Below are 18095 nucleotides of genomic sequence, written 5' to 3'. Positions count from 1 at the left end.
GCCCACGGCCACGAACTGATCGGCCCCGGGTGCTGGAGCGGCGAAGTACACGCCGACCATGGGCGCCTTGAGCGCGACGACCTTCGTCTTGTCATGCGGCCTGTCGCCGGCGGCGGCAGGCGCCTCCGCAGCGGTCGCGGCGGACGGCGGACGGTCCTTCTCGCCCGCCGAGGGCGACGCGACAGGGCCTGCGCAGGCACCGTCCGCCGAAGACGCGCCCGCGGCCTCGACGGACGGCGCGGCCGACGCCGGCGAGAGGCCGCTTGACATGACGAAGGTCGTCGCGGTGAAGGCGCCCATGGTCGGCGTGTACTACGCGGCTCCCGCACCCGGGGCCGATCCGTTCGTGCACGTGGGCTCCAAGGTGAAGAAGGGCGACACGCTGTGCGTGATCGAGGCCATGAAGGCCATGAACGAGGTCACGGCAGAGGTTGACGGCGAGGTCGTGGACGTGTGCGCCAGCGACGGCGAGCTGGTGGAATACGGCTGCGTGCTCATGAAGCTGTACTAGGGGGGAGCGCATGAACCGAGAAGAGATCGAGACCATACTCCCGCACCGTCCGCCGATGCTTCTGATAGACGACTGCGAGCTGGTGGACGGGCGTGCCGTGGGGCACGTGCGCGTGACGGGCGAGGAGTTCTTCGTGCAGGGGCACTTTCCCGGAAACCCCGTGGTGCCCGGCGTCATCCTGTGCGAGATGCTTGCCCAGAACTGCTGCGTGCTGCTGGCCCAGGGCGGCGCGTCGAAGGGGACGACGCCGTACTACACGAGCCTGGACAAGGTTCGCTTCAAGCACCCCGTACGCCCGGGCGACACCGTGGAGCTCGACTGCTCCGTCGTGCGCTCGCACGGCATGTTCCACTTCGCGCACGGCGAGGCGCGCGTGGGCGGCGTGGTGTGCTGCGTGGCGGACATGTCGTTCGCGCTGGTGCCAGAGGGAAAGAAGTAGACCATGTTCCAGAAGGTCCTCATCGCGAACAGGGGAGAGGTCGCCGTCCGCATCATCCGCGCCTGCAAGGAGATGGGCGTCAGGACCGTGGCGGTGTACTCCACGGCGGACGAGGAGTCGCTGCACGCGACGCTCGCGGACGAGGCGTATTGCATAGGCGGCCCGCGCGCGAGTGAGTCCTACCTCAACATCGACGCGATCCTGACGGTCGCCATCGCCTCCGGGGCCTCCGCCGTGCACCCGGGCTACGGCTTCCTTTCCGAGAACGTGGAGTTTGCCCGCGAGTGCCGCGAGCACGGGCTGGTGTTCATTGGGCCCAGCCCCGAGGTGATGCAGCGCATGGGCGACAAGGACGAGGCGCGCCGGACCGCGCGCGCGGCGGGCGTGCCCATTGTGCCGGGCTGCGACCTTCTGGACTCGCCCGAGCAGGCAGAGGATCAGGCGCGAAAGATCGGCTGCCCCGTGCTGGTGAAGGCGCGCGCCGGCGGCGGCGGTCGCGGCATCCGCAAGGTGGAGCGGCCCGAGGACGCCGCGGTCGCGTTCGAGAGCGCGAGCACGGAGGCGAAGGCGGCGTTTGGCGACGGCGCATGCTACATGGAGAAGTTCGTGAGCCCGGCGCACCACGTGGAGGTGCAGGTCATAGGCGATCGCTTTGGCCACGTGATGTCGCTTGGCGAGCGCGAGTGCTCCGTGCAGCGCAAGAACCAGAAGCTTCTGGAGGAGAGCCCGAGCCCGTGCCCGGCGCTCACGGACGACGTGCGCCTGCGCATGGAGAAGTGCGCGCGCGACCTGGCGCGCTCCGTGGGCTACGAGGGCCTGGGAACCATCGAGTTCCTGCTGGACGACGCCGGGAGCTTCTACTTCATGGAGATGAACACCCGCCTTCAGGTGGAGCACCCCGTGACGGAGTTTGTGACCGGCTACGACCTCGTGAAGTGGCAGCTGCGCGTCGCCGCGGGCATACCGCTGCCGGACGGCGTGGACGCGGCGCCCGTGAGCGGGCACGCCATCGAGTGCCGCATCAACGCGGAGACGCCGGACTTCCGCCCGTCATGCGGCACCATCACGATGCTGCACGTGCCCAACGGCCCGTGGGTCCGCTTCGACTCCGCGCTGTACGTGGGCTCGCTCGTCTCGCCGTTCTACGACTCCATGCTCGGCAAGCTCGTCGTGTACAGCCCCACGCGCGAGGAGGCCATCCGCAAGATGCGCTCCGCCCTGGGCGAGCTGGTGGTGGACGGCGTGGAGTGCAACGCCGACCTGCAGCTGGACGTGCTCGCCAACGACGAGTTCCTGAGCGGGAACTACCATACGAACCTGATGGAGCACCTGTATGAGTAGACGCAACGACAAGAGCGTGAACGAGCTCGAGGGACCGGTGACCGAGGTCCCCGTGGACGTGCCCGAGCGCATGGTCTTGGTGCGCTGCCCGCACTGCCGCCACGTGGTCGAGGCGGACGCCCTTGCGAAGAACCTGGACGTGTGCCCGCGCTGCGGCCACCACCTGCGGCTTTCCGCGCGCGAGCGCATCGATCTCACCGTGGACGACGGCAGCTTCGCAGAGTGGGACGCCGACGTCGCCCCGCGCGACGTGCTGTCGTTTCCGGACTACCGCCAGAAGCTGGCCGCGGCGCACGCGAAGTCGCACGAGCGCGAGGCCGTGGTCACGGGCGAGGCAACGATCGGCGGCGAGCCGTGCGCCCTCTTCGTGATGGACTCCTCGTTCATGATGGGCTCCATGGGAAGCGCCGTGGGCGAGAAGATCTGCCGCTGCTTCGAGCGGGCCACCCAGAGGCGCCTGCCCGTGGTGGGGTTCACCGTCTCCGGCGGGGCGCGCATGCAGGAGGGCGTGACGTCGCTCATGCAGATGGCGAAGGTGACGTGTGCCGTGCGGCGCCACGGCGACGCTGGCCTTCTGTACCTGGTGGTCCTGACGGACCCAACCACCGGTGGCGTCACGGCGAGCTTCGCCATGGACGCGGACGTCTGCCTTGCGGAGCCGGACGCCCTCGTGGCGTTCGCGGGTCCGCGCGTGGTGGAGCAGACCACGCACAAGCGTCTGCCCGCCGGCTTCCAGCGCGCGGAGTTCATACTGGAGCATGGCTTCGCGGACATGGTGGTCGAGCGCAAGGACCTGCCTTCCACCATAGCCTACCTGCTGTTCCTGCATGACCGCACCGCATGGGGCGATCCTGCGCGCGCCGTGCCGCACTGCCGCGCGGCGTTTCCGGAGCAGCCGCGCTGGCCGCGACCGCACCACGAGCAGAGGGCGCTCGAGGCTGACCATGCCACCCCGTACGACCTGGTGCGCCGCGTGCGCGACACAAGCCGCGCCAGCGTGCCAACCGTGGCGGAGCAGGCGTTCGAGGGGCTGGTCGAGCTCCACGGGGACCGTGAGTTTGGCGACGACCCCGCCATCGTGGGCGGCATCGCGCTTCTGCGCGGGCGCCCCGTGACCGTCATCTGCACGGACCGTGGCCGCAACACGAAGGAGCGCGTCGCGCGCAACTTTGGCTCGCCGAAGCCGGAGGGCTACCGCAAGGCGCTGCGCCTCATGCGACAGGCCCAGAAGTTCGGTCGGCCAGTCGTGACGCTCGTGGACACGTCCGGCGCTTACCCCGGCATGGAGGCGGAGGAGCGCGGCCAGGGCGCGGCCATCGCGGACGACATTATGGCGATGAGCGGGCTTGCCGTGCCGGAGGTCGCCGTGATCATGGGCGAGGGCGGCTCCGGCGGAGCGCTCGCGCTTGCTACGGCGGACCGGGTGCTCATGCTGTCCGACGCCGTGTACAGCGTCGTGAGTCCGGAGAGTTGCGCCACCATCCTGTGGAAGTCGCAGAAGCGCGCCGCGGAGGCCGCGGACGCCCTGGGCATCACGGCAAAGGCGCTCATGCGCCTGGGCATCGTGGACGGGGAGGTCGACGCGGAGGGGCTCGGCACGTCCGAGTTCGCGTGGAGGCTCGCGGGCAGGATTCACGACGAGCTCGCGGAGCTCGGCGCGATGGGGACGGACGACCTTCTCGCCGCGCGATACGAGAGGTTCCGGAAGATCGGGAGGTGCGACGCATGAGCGAGGAAGCGAACGGTCGGCCGGAGGGCGGCGGCGCGACGCGGCCCGTCACCATCGTGTGCGACAGCTCCGCGTGCCTTTCGCGCGCAGAGGCGGCCGCGCTGGGCTGCGACATCGTCCCCATGCACTACCTGGTGGACGGCGTTCGCCGCGACGAGACGTACGAGGGCGAGAACGGCGCGTACGACGCGCTGTTGCGTGGCGGCACGGTGCTGGGGACGGAGGCCGTGTACCACTCCGCGTTCTACGGCGAGTTCCGGCGCCTGCTGGCGTGCGGCTCGGACGTGCTGTGCGTCACGATGTCGTCCAGGCTCTCTGGCACGCATCGCAGCGCCGTGGAGGCGCGAGACCAGCTGGTGGGCGAGGGAGCGGACCCCGCCTGCGTGGCCATAGTGGACTCGTGGACGACGTCGGGCGGGCTCGAGCTCCTGGTGCGCCGCGCGCGACGCGAGCTTTCCGCCGGCGCGACGCTGCCCGAGGCCGTGGCGCGCCTGGAGCGTGCGCGGGCGCTGCAGGGAATCGCTTTCACGGTCCCGAAGATGGACGTGCTGCGCCGTTCCGGCCGGCTGGGCGCCATGCGCCGCGCCGTCGCGGGAAAGCTGGACCGCTTCCTGGTGATGGAGCTGGACCGTGGCGGCATCCGCGACGTGGACGTGGCGCACGGCATGGGCGCCACCGTCCGCCTGCTGGTGCGGCAGGTGCCCCAGGCCGCGCGCGACGGGCGCATCGTGGTGGCGCACTACGGGGAATCGGACGCGACGCGCGCGCTTGCGGACTGCGCGCGCCGCACGATGCCCGCCGCGCAGGTCGAGGTGTGCGACGCCGGCCCCGTGGTGTCGCTGCACCTGGGCGTGGGCTCCGTCAGCATCGCGTGGGACGTGCCGCGCGACGCGGAGCGATAGGCGCAAACCAGCCGCACAAGGCGGGTGGAAGGCGCGTGCAAGAAGAGCGGGAGAGAAGGGCGGGCGCCCGCCGTTGGCGGCGTCCCGTGGAAGAGAGGTGCAGGCATGGTCGAGAACGGTGTGGTTTCGAACGGTGGACAGCGCGCTCACGTGGTCGCGGTGCGCGTGCTGCACGGCGAGGGTGCGGCAGCGGGCGTGCTTCGCGTGGCGCTGGGCACGCTGGCGCTGTGCGCGAGCGCCCGCGTGGAGGTGCCGCTGACGCCGGTGCCCTTCACGCTGCAGGTGCTGGCGCTCTGCCTGGTGGTGCTGGCGATGCGTCCGCGCGAGGCCGTGTCGAGCGCCGCGTCCTACGTGCTCGTGGGCTCGCTCGGCGCACCGGTGTTCTCTGGCGGCATGGGTGGCGTCGCGCGCATCGCCGGCCCCACCGGAGGCTTCATCCTGGGCTTTGTCGCTGCGGCCGCGGTGGGCACGCTTGTGCTCAGGGGCGCTTCTTGCCTGCGCGTGCCGTATGTCGTGCGCGCGATGCTTGCGCTCGCGACCACGATCGCCGTCGTGTACACATGTGGCTGGGCGCAGCTCATGGTAGTGGCGCACCTTGCGCCCGCGGCCGCGTTTGCGGCGGGCGTCGCGCCGTTCGTGGCGCTCGACCTGATGAAGGCCGGCATAGCCACGAGCCTTGCCGCTGCCGGACGCATGGCGCGTGGCGGTGACGCTGTCCGGGCCTAGTAGGGCCGCGGAGTCGCTTGCAGAACATCTTGCGAAGGCGCCCGAAAACGGTGCTTGACGGCGCGTAGTCACGCGGTGCATAATGCATGCACATTGCATGAGCATCGAGCCCAGGTGGTGATTGCCGTGGCGACGCTTCAGGTACGCGACCTTCCCCAGGATCTGTACGAGGGGCTCTCCCTTGCGGCCAAGAGCCAGCACCGCAGCCTTGCGCAGCAGACCGCGCACATAATCCAACTCTATCTACAGGGTGCGCCGGAAGGTGTCGATGGCACCGGCCGGCGCGTTCCCGCATGGATGGACTGGGTGGGGGAGGACCCTGCCGTGGTTGCGCAGCGGCGCGAGCGCCGTCGGCGCGCGTTTGCAGAGGCGGACACTCTGGGTCCAGTCAACGTGCCGGATGGGTTTCCCTCTGCGGAGGAGCTGGTCCGGGCGGACCGTGATGCCAGGTGATCGTGCTGGACAGCTCTGCCGCGATAGAGATCGCGCTCGACACCGTGGAAGGCCGCGCGCTGCGCGGGCTTTGGTACGTGGACGAACGCGTGGTGAGCGTGCCGCTCTTTCAATCCGAGGTGACGAACGCCTTCTGGAAGTACGTGCGGGCAGGGGTCATGCGGCGGGAGGAGGCCACAAGGCGGCTCTTCATCGCACTGTCGCTCGTGGACGAGTATGCAGACGCGCTCGACCTTGCATCGGAGGTGCTCGCGGAAGCAGTGCGACTGGAACATCCTGCCTACGACATCACGTATCTGGTGCTTGCCCGCAGGTCAGGTGGCACGCTCTTCTCGTGCGACAAGAAGCTTGTGAAGCTGTGCGAGGAGAACGGTGTCGACTGCATCCACACCGAAGACGTGCCTGCGGCGGTGCCAAGGGAGCGTCATGGGGTTTGCGGCTAGACGCCGGTGGATACGTAGCTCGAGTCCACGGTCACGTGGCAGACGGCGTCAGCGCAACGCCTGTGCAGGATCTTGCAGATGCGCTCGCTCAGCTCCTCGTCGGTCATGGGCAGGTCGTGCGGGCGCACGCAGTCCAGCGACACATGCAGGGTGCCGTCCTGGCGCGTCGTGCGCACGTCGTGCACGGTCAGGCGTCCGTCGATGGTCTTCACCTGGTCTGACACCCAGTGGCGCAGGTCGTGGTCCTCGGGGTCGAACGTGACGATGGGGTCGTAGTGCAGCACGAGGGGCAGGTCCTCCTCGTCCTCGAAGTAGTGCTCGATGGAGTCCAGCACCTCGTGGCTACGGATGGGGTCGATCTCGGCCGCCATCTCGACGTGGGCGCTCGCGAACTTGCGGCCGGGGCCGTAGTCATGCACCATCAGGTCGTGCGTGCCCAGCACGCCGGGGTAGCTCATGATCGTGTCGTGGATGTGGCTCACGAGCTGTGGATCGGGTGCCTGTCCAAGCAGGGGGTCCAGCGTGTCGCGCACCAGCTCGAAGCCGCTCCACATGATGAACGCGCCCACGGCAAGGCCGGCAAGGCCGTCCAGGTCGATGCCGGCGATCTTGCCAACGACGCCGGCGGCCAGCACCGCGGACGTCGCGAGCACGTCGTTCTTGGAGTCCTGGGACGTGGCCTCCAGCGTGACGGAGTCGATGCGCCTTGCAAGTGCGTGGTTGAAGCGGGCCATCCACGCCTTGACGCCAATGGAGAGCAGCAGCGCCGCGACCACCGCGAGCGAGAAGTCCATGGGCTCCGGGTTCAGGATCTTCTGGAACGAGGTCTTCGCAAGGTCGAGGCCCACGATCACGATGATGAACGCCACGATAACGCCGGCAAGGTACTCGATGCGACCGTGTCCGTAAGGGTGGCCCTTGTCCGCGGGGCGACTTGCGAGCTTGAAGCCTATGAGGCTCACGATGTTGCTCGAGGCGTCCGTCAGGTTGTTCACGGCGTCCGCCACGACGGAGAGCGACCCGGCGGCCAGGCCCACGAGCCCCTTCGTTGTGCACAAGAGGATGTTGCAGACGATGCACACGATGCTCGCAAGCGTGCCGTGCGCGTTTCTCACGTCGGCGCGGTCCGTCTGGTCTGCGTCGTGGATGAACCTATGTACCAGCCACTCTGTCATTGCGCCTTGCTCTTCTCAGCCCTCTGTACCTTTTCCAGCGCCCCGGTGAGGTCGATGTCCAGATCGACGTCGCCGTCGATGCCGTCCACCTTTCCGGAGTCCGTGTACTGCCAGATGCCGTAGCGCAGCGCCATCGTGGGCGCCTTCGCATACTCCGCGTACCAGAAGCCGTAGCGCGAAAGCGCGGTGAGGTCGTAGTGCGCCAGGTCCGCGCGGCTGCCATAGACGCACGCGTAGTAGCCGTTCTTCTGCAGCTCCTTGCAGAACGCCTTCGCGATGGCGGTCATCTGGTCGTTCGTCAGGCTCGACACGCGGTCGTCGCCGCTGGTGGAAGGCTCCATGTCGAACACGACGGGGTACTCGGTGGCATAGCCGTCCAGCTGCTTCACCACGTAGCGCGCCTCCTCGCGCGCCTCCTCTGCCGTGATGGCCTGCGAGTAGAAGTACACGCCCACGTCCAGCCCGTTCTTGCGCGCACCGTCGAAGTTCTGCTCGAAGCGCTTGTCGTGCGTGATGTTGCCCTCGACGCTGCCGCGGTAGCCAATGCGGATGTACGCGAAGTCGATGCCGTCCGCCGCGACCTTTGCCCAGTCGATCTTGCCGTTGTGCTCGGACACGTCGATGCCGGTGCGCGAGACCACGGTCCCGCCTATCTTGTAGCTGATGCGCCCGTGCTTGGTGGTGGCGTTGTCCCAGTCGTACGTGGTGGTGAAGATCTTCGCGCTGTCATCGATGGCGGTGGACCTCCCGCCCTTCATCTTGACCTTGCTGCTGGACTCCTGCGTCTGGGCCGGCTGCTGCAGCGCACGCATGATGCTTGTGCCCGCAAGCACGCCCACGCTTGCCACCAGGAGCACCGCCACGATGGCGATGAGCGGCTTGAACGGAAACGGCGGCCTGGTGGACCCCAGGTCGCGGATCTTGCGAAGTCGGCTCTCCTGCCGGCGGCGGCTCGTCTGGCTGCGCGCGCCGAGGCTGGTCTGGCCGTACTCCTCGCGCCGCAGCTCGAGGCCGGTGTCCTTCGGGCGGAGCATCTTGCGCGGCTGGCGCGCCTCGCGGCCGCGACCGTCGCGGGAGCGCACCTCGCGCCCGCGGTCTGCCCTGGTGCCACGCACTTCTCGCGAGCTGCTGGCGTCGCGCGACACACGGGAGCCCGTGCCCCTGTGGTTGGCGTGGGACGTACCGTACCTGGCGGCGTGCGACGTGCCCATGGAGCTTCCGAGGCTGCTGCGCGAGCTGCCCCTGCTTCCGCGAGAAGTGCGTGGCGTGCCGGCCGTACGCGACGTGCCGGTCCGGGGCGTGCCGTGGGCCGCGGCGCCGCCCGAACGCTCGCTGCCACGACGAGAAGGCACGTGGCCCTGGGCCCTCTGCCCCTTGGGGCGCGACTGCTTCTTGCTGGGCCTTCGTTTTTCTGCCAACGCGTCGCACCTCCCTGGGATCGCCCGTCCGTCATGTCGCTAGTCGTCCCATTGTCGCACCCCGAGCGTCCCGGTGCGAGTGCGACCGGATGCAATGGCACAACATCATCAGAGGGCCAAGGGGGTGCCGGTGCGGGTTGCCGGTGTGGGGGTGCTGGTGCGGGGGAGCGCCGCCTGCACGCACCGGCGGTGAGCGGGCGGCGGTCATGCAAGGTTGCTACGGGTGTGTGACGCGGGCGCCCAGGCTCGCGCGGTGTCCGTTTGGCGTAGCTCGCATCCCTTGCGCATCCCTCGCGCGTAGTTAGCGCATCTTGGCAAAAATGCCGCGGGGAGAAGAGATCGTCCTTCTCCCCGCGGGTGGATGAAGTTAAGTGAAGTTGCGACAGTGATTGAAGTTGATGCATTCAGGATTGATGTTTGATGCCGCTGCGTGTAGCTTACTGTCCATCGTCAGGAGAATGGTTGTGCCGTCGACGAGCGAGAGCAAAGAGCAGTCGGCGATACCAAGGTAGCTATATTGGGGCAGCTCGGCGACCTCCTTGCTAGGGACGTACTTCTCCACTCGAACGGATTCACCGTTTTGCACAAACTCCTTTAGCCAGCGCTTCTCGCCTTCGTCTGAAGTATCGGAAAGTAGGTCAGAACACTCGGTAATTACGTTGGGGGTTACGACTGCCTGACGGAATCCCGATATTACGCTCACGGCAAGATCGTAATCCTCAGGAACGTATTCCTTGACGCGGCGCTTCCGCCCAAGGGCGCCTTTGTCTACTGATCCGACGGCCAGCAGGACAAGGATGTTTGCATCGAGGGCAATCCTAGTTGCCGCCATACGCAAGCACCTTGCCCGTCTTATCGTCGATGGTCACAGTCTTGATCGTGCGGTTGTCCTTCAGAGGTACAGTGGCGATTCCGGCAAGGGGGGAATGGGCCTGGTCCCATGGTCTTGTGAAGCCCACCTCGATTCTCCAGGTATCGTCCTCCTCGTTGAATCGCGTTCCCTCGACGGCGAAGCGGATGTCACGCAGCAGCTTCGTATCTGTATCGGCATCGGGATACTCATTCGTCATGCCTTCCAAGCTCGAAACGTAGTTCGCGGCAATCTTCACGGCCTGCTTCACGTCCATTTCCAGCCATCCCTTCAGTCGAGAGTTGAATGTCTGACTAGTATACGACGACGGGAGTGGTGGATTGAAACCATATAGTTTGGAAAAGAATCCAGCGCGAGTCCATTTGCGCAGAATAATGCAAGAAAATGCCGCGGGGAGAAGAACTCGTCCTTCTCCCCGCGGCGTTGCCTGTAACGCTTGCGTGTGCGGGCGGTTACCCGCTCTGCCGTCCTCGCGCTACTTCTTCACGCGGTCCGCGACGGCCTTGGCGACGACGTCGGCCACGGTCTTGTCGAGGGCGGACGGAATGATGAAGTCCGGGGAGAGCTTGTCCTCCGGCACCAGGCTTGCGATGGCCTCGGCGGCCGCGATCTCCATCTCCTCCGTGATCTGCGGGGCGCGCGCCGCAAGGGCGCCCTTGAAGATGCCGGGGAAGACCAGCACGTTGTTGATCTGGTTGGGGAAGTCGGAGCGGCCCGTGGCCACGACCTTCGCGCCGCCGGCCTTCGCCTCGTCCGGCATGATCTCCGGCGTGGGGTTGGCCATCGCGAACACGATGCCGTCCCTCATGGTGCTCACCATCTGCGGCGTTACGAGGCCCGGCTTGCTCACGCCCAGGAAGGCGTCCGCGCCAACCAGCACGTCGGCCAAAGATCCCGCCTCGTGGTCCTTGTTCGTGATCTTGGCAACGCGCTCCTTGTACGGGTTCAGGCCGTCGCGTCCCTCGTAGATGGCGCCCTTGCGGTCGCACAGGATCACGTTGCCAAAGCCCATGTGGGTGAGGAGCGTCGCGATGGCAAGGCCGGCTGCGCCCGCGCCGCTCATCACGATCTTGAGCTCGCCCATCTTCTTGCCGGTCACCTTCACGGCGTTCAGCAGGCCAGCCGCCGTGACGATGGCGGTGCCGTGCTGGTCGTCGTGGAACACGGGGACGTCGCACAGCTCCTTCAGGCGGTCCTCGACCTCAAAGCACTGCGGCGCCGCGATGTCCTCCAGGTTGATGCCGCCAAAGCTCTTGCTGATGAGCTGCACGGTGCGCACGAGCTCGTCCGTGTCGTGCGTGTCAACGCAGATGGGGAAGGCGTCCACGTCGCCAAACTCCTTGAAGAGCAGGCACTTGCCCTCCATCACGGGCATGCCGGCCGCGGCGCCGATGTCGCCCAGGCCCAGGACAGCCGTGCTGTTGGTGATGACGGCCACCAGGTGCGAGCGACGCGTCAGCTCCCAGGACTTGCTGTAGTCTGCCTGTATCTGCCGGCACGGCTCCGCGACGCCGGGCGTGTACAGGAGCGCGAGGTCCTCGTTCGTCTCGGCCTTTGCGCGAGAAACGACCTCGATCTTGCCCTGGAGCTCCTCGTGGAGCTTCAGGCTCTTTGCGCTTGTCTCGTCCATCCTCTAGACCATCTCCTCCGGTTTGAAAACCTCGTCGAACTTCTCTTCCGTCAGATACCCAAGGGAGACGCACGCCTCGCGGAGGCTCGTTCCCTCGTCAAACGCCTTGTGTGCGACCTTCGCCGCGCGCTCGTAGCCAACGTAGGGGTTCAGGCACGTCACCAGCATGAGCGAGTTGTGCAGGTTGTGGGCCATGCGCTCGCGGTTTGCCGTGATGCCCGCGGCGCAGCGCTCGTCAAACGAGCGGATCGCGTCGGCCAGCAGCCGCACGCTCTGCAGGTAGTTGTACGCGATGACCGGCATGAACACGTTGAGCTCGAAGTTGCCCTGGCTCGCGGCGAAGCCTATGGTCGCGTCGTTTCCCATAACCTGCACGGCCACCATGGTGACGGCCTCGCACTGCGTGGGGTTCACCTTGCCGGGCATGATGGAGCTGCCCGGCTCGTTTGCGGGAATGGTTATCTCGCCCAGGCCCAGGCGCGGCCCGCTTGCCAGCCAGCGCACGTCGTTCGCGATCTTCATCATGTTCGCGGCAAGCGCCTTTATGGCGCCGTGCGAGAAGACCATGGCGTCCTTGCTGGTGAGCGCATGGAACTTGTTGGCCTCGGTCTTGAAGTCCTCGCCGGTGAGCGTGCTGACGCGCTCTGCCACCAGCACGTCAAAGCCGGCGGGGGCGTTCAGCCCCGTGCCGACGGCCGTGCCGCCCAACGCCAGGCGCCTCAGCATCGGAAGGCTTGCCTCGAGCTGCTCGCGCGAGGCCAGAAGCATGCCGCGCCAGCCAGAGATTTCCTGGCTGAAGGCTATGGGCACCGCGTCCTGTAGGTGGGTGCGGCCGCTCTTCACGACGCCGGCGTTCTCGCGCTCCAGGCGCTCGAACGTTGCGGCAAGCTGGTCGATCGCGGGCAGGAGCTCGCGCGTGACGGCCAGCACGGCCGCGATGTGCATGGCCGTGGGGAAGGTGTCGTTCGAGGACTGCGAGCGGTTGACCGAGTCGTTGGGGTGCACGGGCCTCTCGAGCGCGACGCCCTCCGCCGCGGCGATCTGGTTCGCGCGGTTCGCGAGGACCTCGTTTACGTTCATGTTCGACTGCGTGCCGGAGCCCGTCTGCCACACCTTGAGAGGGAACTGGTCGTCGTGCCCGCCGGAAAGGACCTCGTCCGCCGCGCGCTCGATGAGGCTCGCGGCCTTGGGGTCCAGCACGCCGAGCTGGGCGTTTGCCTGCGCGGCCGCCTTCTTGAGAATGGCGAACGCGCGCACGATGCCCTGGGGCATGGTCTCCGTCCCGATGGGGAAGTTCTGGTAGGAGCGCTGCGTCTGCGCGCCCCAAAGCGCCGCGGCGGGAACCCTGACCTGCCCCATGGAGTCGTGCTCCATGCGATAGCCGTCCGCCTGGCCCGAGTTCTGGTTTGTGCATGTGGAGCCGTCTGCCATGTGCACCTCCGACTTGCGTCTGCCTTGCGCCCGGTTGCGCGCGACCCCTGCGGGAGCGCGGCCCGATCATGGAGCGCGACCACCATTCTACTTTCTCGCCCGCACGCCCGCGCCGCCGTAGCGAAGATTTTATGCAGCGATTCGCCCCGACCCGCGAAAACTATGCCCGCGCCGCGCCCCACGTGGCGCCGCCAAGCTGGGGCGCCGCGTTCTTCTCGCCTGCGGAATATGCATTTTGGAATGCATGAAACAAGCAAAGTATTTGAGTTGAACTGATAAAATCGCCGTATCTTGCACTACAATATGCCAACTTGTGGTAAGAATATTAGCAGCAGAGAAACGCGACCCACGCGGGGTGGGCCCGCGGGCGTAAGGAGGCGTCATGGGCAAGAGGTTTGTGGTCGAGGACTCGTTCTGGCAGGTGTTCCCCGACGTGGAGATCGGCGTGCTGTGCGTGGATGGTATCAAGCCGACCGACCAGATCGGTGAGGAGGAGGCCAAGGCCGCGGCCAAGTTCCTGGACCGCGCGAACGCGAGCGCGGAAGAGTGGCTGACGAGCTCCACCATCAGCCAGAACGAGGTCGTCGCCGTGTGGCGCGACGCGTACCGCAAGTTCAAGACGAAGAAGGGCGCGCGCTGCTCCGTCGAGAACCTGCTGAAGCGCGTCCTGAAGGACAACCCCGTGGGCCACATCGTCCCGAGCGTCGACGTGAGCAACGCGATATCGCTCAAGTACGCCCTGCCCATCGGCGCGGAGAACATCGACGCCATCGAGGGCACGTTCCGCCTTGCCATGACGGACGGGGGCGACTACTTCCTGCCCATCGGCGAGGATCAGAGCGACCCCACGCTGCCCGGAGAGATCGCCTACCTGGACGACGCCGGCGCGGTGTGCCGCTGCTGGAACTGGCGCGACGGCCAGCGCACGGAGGTCTCGGACGCGACGCCGCACTGCATGTTCATCATGGAGAACGTGATGCCCGAGCGCTCGGCGGACCTTCACGCGGCCATCGACGAGCTGGCCGAGAAGTGCGAGCAGCTTCTGGGCGCAACGGTCACGAACAAGGACTTCGTCACGAAGGAGCATCCGGAGACCGAGCTGGTGTAGGCGCCACGGGAGGTCGGCGCCGTCGCGATCTGCCGGCGCCGCCAGCCGCATCCGCTACGCCAGCTCCCCAAAGTTGCAGCAGCGCTCGATGGCGGCGACCACGGCCTCCATCCCGCGCGCGTCCGTCTCGCCAAACCTTCCCACCAGCGGGGAGTCCACGTCCAGCACGCCCACGACGCGCCCACCCGCGTGGATCGGCACCACCACCTCGGAGTTCGAGGCGCTGTCGCACGCGATGTGCCCGGCAAACTCGTGCACGTCGCGCACCAGCTGCGTCGAGTCCGTCGCCACGGCCGTCCCGCACACGCCGCGTCCCACGGCAATGCGCACGCACGCGACCTTGCCCTGGAACGGCCCCAGCACCAGCTCGCGCCTTCCGTCCGCTGCGTCCGTGCCGTCCGCAGCAGACGTTCCGGCGGGGCGCATCAGGTAGAAACCCGCCCAGTTCAGGTCTTCCACGCCGTCCATCACCAGCGCGGACGCGTTCGCCAATAGCGGCACCCAATGTGCGTCCTCCTCGGCCAGCGCCTCGATTTGCGCCGCAATCAGCCCAAAGTCCGCAAGCCCCTTCGCCATGTCCGCCTCCAGGTCGCAATGTCGCCCGTCCAAACCACACCAGCGTAGCAAGGAGCCGCCCACTTCGCGCGGCACGCGCACCCGTTTTGCGATATGGTTACGTGGTTGGACAGCATGCGCGCCAGGGCCCCAGAGCAGGCCCGCGGCAGGGCTGCGCCGGGCGAGAAGAGCCTGGCTCCCGCCCGAAGGCGCGCCCTTGAACAAAAGGGGGATCCCGCAGATGGACCGCACCAGGATCGCGCAGCTCTATGCGCACATGGACGAGTTTGGGGACAAGACGGTCACCGTGGCCGGCTGGGTCCGCTCGATCCGCGACATGAAGAACTTCGGCTTCGTCGTGCTGAACGACGGCAGCTGCTTCAAGGACCTGCAGGTCGTCATGAACCGCGAGAAGCTCGCCAACTACGAGGAGGTCGCAGCCCTCACCGTTGGCTCCGCCCTCATCATCACCGGCGAGCTCGCGCTCACGCCGGACCGCCCGCAGCCGTTCGAGCTCCAGGCCAAGACCATCGTGGTTGAGGGCGCGGCACAGCCTGACTACCCCATGCAGAAGAAGCGCCAGACCCGCGAGTTCCTGCGCACCCAGCAGCACCTGCGCAGCCGCACCAACCTGTTCCGCGCGGTGTTCCGCGTGCGCAGCGTCGCGGCGTTCGCCATCCACCGCTTCTTCCAGGAGCGCGGCTTCGTCTACGTCAACACGCCCATCATCACCGCGTCCGACGCCGAGGGTGCCGGAGAGATGTTCCGCGTCACCACGATCGACCCGGCAAACCCGCCGCTCACCCAGGACGGCAAGGTCGACTACAGCAAGGACTTCTTCGGCAAGCAGACCAACCTCACCGTCTCCGGCCAGCTCCAGGCGGAGAACTTCGCCATGAGCTTCGGCGACGTCTACACGTTCGGCCCCACGTTCCGCGCGGAGAACTCCAACACCCGTCGCCACGCGGCGGAGTTCTGGATGGTCGAGCCCGAGATGGCGTTCTGCGACCTCGAGGGCGAGATGGACGTGTCCGAGCAGATGCTGAAGTACGTCATCAACTACGTGATGGAGCACTGCCCGGACGAGCTCGACATGTTCAACAAGTTCGTGGACAAGGGCCTGAAGGAGCGCCTGCAGCACGTTGCCACCAGCGACTTCGCGCGCGTGTCCTACACGGATGCCGTCAAGATCCTCGAGGACGCCCAGGCTGCCGGCCACAAGTTCGAGTACCCGGTCAAGTGGGGCATCGACCTTCAGACCGAGCACGAGCGCTACCTCACGGAGCAGCACTTCAAGAAGCCAACGTTCGTCACCAACTACCCCAAGGACATCAAGGCGTTCTACATGCGCCAGAACGACGACGGCAAGACGGTCGCCGCCGCGGACTGCCTCGTCCCCGGCATCGGAGAGATCATCGGCGGCTCCCAGCGCGAGGAGCGCCTCGACGTGCTGGAGCGCCGCATCGAGGAGCTCGGCATGGAGAAGGACCAGTACAAGTATTACCTTGACCTCCGCCGCTACGGCACCTGCCACCACGCAGGCTTCGGCCTGGGCTTCGAGCGCCTCGTCATGTACCTCACGGGCGTCGATAACATCCGCGACGTCCTCCCGCACCCCCGCACCGTCGGCAACGCGGACTTCTAGTTCCATCTACGCGCGAAGCGTCATCCCAAGGGCGTCCCGTCAAATCGGCGGGGCGCCCCTATCGCTTTAGATGAGATTGATTAGCAATTTTCCTCGAAAAGCAATGCGATTGGAAGTTGACATGCTTCTTGTGAATATATGCTACTTGCATTGTGTACAAATATATACAAATATGTACCCATCGAGTGGATACGAGACGACGGGTCTAATCGACGTAGGGAAGTAAAAAATGAACAGGAATCTTGAAAGTGAAGAGACGCAGCCCTTCTTCTATCCAACCGCACGATCTTTGAAAGCAGTTAAGACACTGCTTAATGAAGTAGATAGTGCGGTTGAGGACGACGGTCATGTTCAGTTTCAAAAACAGTTACAGAAGAGAGCTCTGAAGGCCGAGGACTTGTATGCTGCTGGAAAAGAGAGCTGCTTTGCAGCTCTTGATACCGAGGATCCAACTGTCGACTATTTGACGGAGAAGATACCTGCGCTAATTATCTGCGCTGCATTCATTATTGCTGGTTCCCTTGGTGGTTTTTTACCTCAGGCCGTGCTTGTAGCAATCCTAATCCTCGTTGGAAGTTACTTCTCGCAAGGTGTCGATTCGGAACATCTGACATCTGAGGGCAACAGACTAGTTGACCAGTTGGAAAGCGCTGCCAATTCTATTTCAAAATCTATGAAAAAGCATAAGACGAATGAGCAAAGACAGAAGTATCTTCACACCCTGTTGTATATGGTAGAAGGTGCGAAAAAAGAAATTGAAGCTGACGCGCGCAATAGAGCGAGCAAGTAAGCAGCTGTTGGAAAGATAATCAGTCTCCAAAGCTTTGAAGGGGGAACTATGGCCCTAGATCGTGATACTGGTACCCCTCTGTATGTGCAGGCTGCAGATTATATTAGGGAGAAGATTTACTCTCAGGAGTGGGGTCCGGGATGCAAAATTCCAACTGAATATGAATTGTGTGAGATTCTTGGACTGAGTAGAGGCTGCGTTAAGCATGGTGTAAAAATCCTTGTTGATGAGGGACTCCTGGTTCAATACAGGGGTAGAGGCACATTTGTTACTGAGCGAAAAGTCATTTCGCATCCAACGGGGAACACGTTGCTTTCGTTTGCTGAATCGCTTCGGTTACAGGGAGTGCCTTTTCAAACGCGTCAGTTGAGCGCCGAAATGATTCCTGCTGATAAGTTTCTTGCGAAAAAGCTGTTCCTAAAAATCGGAGACCCCGTCTTCTTCCTGAGACGCGTTCGTTTTGTTGGCGGTGAGCAGATTATGTATATAGAAAATCGAATTCGCGCTGATGAAGTACCTGGAATAGAAAAGGTCAATTTTGCGGAAGAGACGCTATTCCAGACTATGGAACAGCTATCCGGAAAGAAGATTGGTTTCTCGAACGCTAGATACTCTGCGGAGGTAGTCGGAGAGGTGAAGGGAAAAATATTGGGAGTTCGCTCAGATTCTCCTGTGCTGCACCTTGAACAGCACGTATTCTATGCAGATGATGCTCCAGCCGAATGGGGCAATGTTTGGTTGCAAGCATATAGGTATGTAGTTGGTACAGTTCTTCCAAGAGCGTAAGTTCGTTTAAAGGGAAAATACTACCGTTCAGGTTTTTCTCACGATTGAATGAAGGGATTTTTCCTACCGCGTCCAGCGTCATTTGTATTGAACCAGTGAACAACTTTCCATAAAAGCAAATATTAACGCAGTGAGACTCCTC

At 64.9% G+C, this 18095-nt stretch carries 19 protein-coding genes and 1 pseudogene; 12 read left to right on the top strand and 8 right to left on the bottom strand.

Going from position 1 to position 18095, the window contains the following annotated elements:
* Positions 1-270: pseudogene (locus ACTQWE_RS09365) on the bottom strand (hypothetical protein); the annotation flags it as partial.
* On the opposite strand from ACTQWE_RS09365, the gene ACTQWE_RS09360 reads away from it, so the two are divergent.
* From ACTQWE_RS09360 to ACTQWE_RS09325, 8 genes are all read left to right on the top strand, one after another.
* Entirely contained in the window at positions 269-511 is a 243-nt protein-coding gene (locus tag ACTQWE_RS09360; protein WP_441921643.1) for an acetyl-CoA carboxylase biotin carboxyl carrier protein, read from the top strand. The pseudogene ACTQWE_RS09365 and the gene ACTQWE_RS09360 overlap by 2 nt on opposite strands.
* Positions 512-521: 10 nt before the next feature.
* Positions 522-950 carry a 3-hydroxyacyl-ACP dehydratase FabZ gene (gene fabZ / locus ACTQWE_RS09355; protein WP_090861256.1) on the top strand — a complete coding sequence of 143 codons (429 nt, stop codon included), beginning with the start codon at positions 522-524 and terminating at the stop codon, positions 948-950.
* A gap of 3 nt (positions 951-953) precedes the next feature.
* Positions 954-2291 carry an acetyl-CoA carboxylase biotin carboxylase subunit gene (locus ACTQWE_RS09350; RefSeq protein ID WP_170104211.1) on the top strand — a complete coding sequence of 446 codons (1338 nt, stop codon included), beginning with the start codon at positions 954-956 and terminating at the stop codon, positions 2289-2291.
* Positions 2284-4020 (top strand): acetyl-CoA carboxylase, carboxyltransferase subunit beta, encoded by a 1737-nt coding sequence (gene accD / locus ACTQWE_RS09345; protein WP_441921640.1) that lies wholly within the window; start codon positions 2284-2286, stop codon positions 4018-4020. The genes ACTQWE_RS09350 and accD overlap by 8 nt, the downstream gene beginning before the upstream one ends.
* Positions 4017-4922, top strand: a complete 906-nt coding sequence (locus tag ACTQWE_RS09340) for a DegV family protein (protein WP_441921638.1) — start codon at positions 4017-4019, stop codon at positions 4920-4922. The genes accD and ACTQWE_RS09340 overlap by 4 nt, the downstream gene beginning before the upstream one ends.
* Positions 4923-5027: 105 nt before the next feature.
* Positions 5028-5648 carry a biotin transporter BioY gene (locus ACTQWE_RS09335; RefSeq protein WP_441921636.1) on the top strand — a complete coding sequence of 207 codons (621 nt, stop codon included), beginning with the start codon at positions 5028-5030 and terminating at the stop codon, positions 5646-5648.
* Between the two features lie 126 nt (positions 5649-5774).
* A complete protein-coding gene (locus ACTQWE_RS09330) occupies positions 5775-6101 on the top strand; it encodes a ribbon-helix-helix domain-containing protein (RefSeq protein WP_157692089.1) in 327 nt (108 codons plus the stop codon).
* Between the two features lie 2 nt (positions 6102-6103).
* Entirely contained in the window at positions 6104-6544 is a 441-nt protein-coding gene (locus ACTQWE_RS09325) for a type II toxin-antitoxin system VapC family toxin (RefSeq protein WP_206109837.1), read from the top strand.
* Here the strand turns inward: ACTQWE_RS09325 and ACTQWE_RS09320 are convergent.
* From ACTQWE_RS09320 to fumC, 6 genes are all read right to left on the bottom strand, one after another.
* Positions 6541-7719, bottom strand: coding sequence for a cation diffusion facilitator family transporter (locus ACTQWE_RS09320; RefSeq protein ID WP_441921633.1), 1179 nt, complete (start codon positions 7717-7719; stop codon positions 6541-6543). The two genes, ACTQWE_RS09325 and ACTQWE_RS09320, sit on opposite strands and share 4 nt — an antisense overlap.
* Positions 7716-9137: a glycoside hydrolase family 25 protein gene (locus tag ACTQWE_RS09315; protein WP_441921631.1), complete on the bottom strand. Its 1422-nt coding sequence runs from the start codon at positions 9135-9137 to the stop codon at positions 7716-7718. Before ACTQWE_RS09315 ends, ACTQWE_RS09320 begins: the two co-directional genes overlap by 4 nt.
* A 367-nt stretch (positions 9138-9504) precedes the next feature.
* Positions 9505-9969, bottom strand: coding sequence for a hypothetical protein (locus ACTQWE_RS09310; protein ID WP_154539431.1), 465 nt, complete (start codon positions 9967-9969; stop codon positions 9505-9507).
* On the bottom strand, positions 9956-10264 hold the full coding sequence (locus tag ACTQWE_RS09305; protein WP_154539433.1) for a hypothetical protein: 309 nt from the start codon (positions 10262-10264) through the stop codon (positions 9956-9958). Before ACTQWE_RS09305 ends, ACTQWE_RS09310 begins: the two co-directional genes overlap by 14 nt.
* Positions 10265-10483: 219 nt before the next feature.
* On the bottom strand, positions 10484-11638 hold the full coding sequence (locus ACTQWE_RS09300; protein ID WP_304215621.1) for an NAD(P)-dependent malic enzyme: 1155 nt from the start codon (positions 11636-11638) through the stop codon (positions 10484-10486).
* A 3-nt stretch (positions 11639-11641) separates the two neighbouring features.
* Positions 11642-13069, bottom strand: coding sequence for a class II fumarate hydratase (gene fumC / locus ACTQWE_RS09295; RefSeq protein ID WP_441921628.1), 1428 nt, complete (start codon positions 13067-13069; stop codon positions 11642-11644).
* A 382-nt stretch (positions 13070-13451) separates the two neighbouring features.
* On the opposite strand from fumC, the gene ACTQWE_RS09290 reads away from it, so the two are divergent.
* Positions 13452-14177, top strand: coding sequence for a B3/B4 domain-containing protein (locus ACTQWE_RS09290; RefSeq protein ID WP_304212458.1), 726 nt, complete (start codon positions 13452-13454; stop codon positions 14175-14177).
* 54 nt (positions 14178-14231) lie between these two features.
* Here ACTQWE_RS09290 and ACTQWE_RS09285 read toward each other — a convergent pair whose 3' ends face one another.
* Complete coding sequence (locus ACTQWE_RS09285; RefSeq protein WP_439794037.1) at positions 14232-14753, bottom strand: GAF domain-containing protein; 522 nt, start codon at positions 14751-14753, stop codon at positions 14232-14234.
* Positions 14754-14973: 220 nt separating this feature from the next.
* On the opposite strand from ACTQWE_RS09285, the gene asnS reads away from it, so the two are divergent.
* From asnS to ACTQWE_RS09270, 3 genes are all read left to right on the top strand, one after another.
* On the top strand, positions 14974-16377 hold the full coding sequence (gene asnS / locus ACTQWE_RS09280; protein WP_441921645.1) for an asparagine--tRNA ligase: 1404 nt from the start codon (positions 14974-14976) through the stop codon (positions 16375-16377).
* Positions 16378-16606: 229 nt separating this feature from the next.
* A complete protein-coding gene (locus ACTQWE_RS09275) occupies positions 16607-17167 on the top strand; it encodes a hypothetical protein (RefSeq protein WP_441921625.1) in 561 nt (186 codons plus the stop codon).
* Between the two features lie 48 nt (positions 17168-17215).
* Positions 17216-17953, top strand: coding sequence for a GntR family transcriptional regulator (locus ACTQWE_RS09270; protein WP_441921623.1), 738 nt, complete (start codon positions 17216-17218; stop codon positions 17951-17953).
* Positions 17954-18095: the final 142 nt, after the last annotated feature.

This window comes from Parafannyhessea sp. LCP19S3_B1 (assembly GCF_052121955.1).
Classification (GTDB): Bacteria; Actinomycetota; Coriobacteriia; order Coriobacteriales; family Atopobiaceae; genus Parafannyhessea.
Note: the sequence above shows the minus strand (reverse complement) of the source record. Positions and strands in the feature narration are given on the sequence as shown.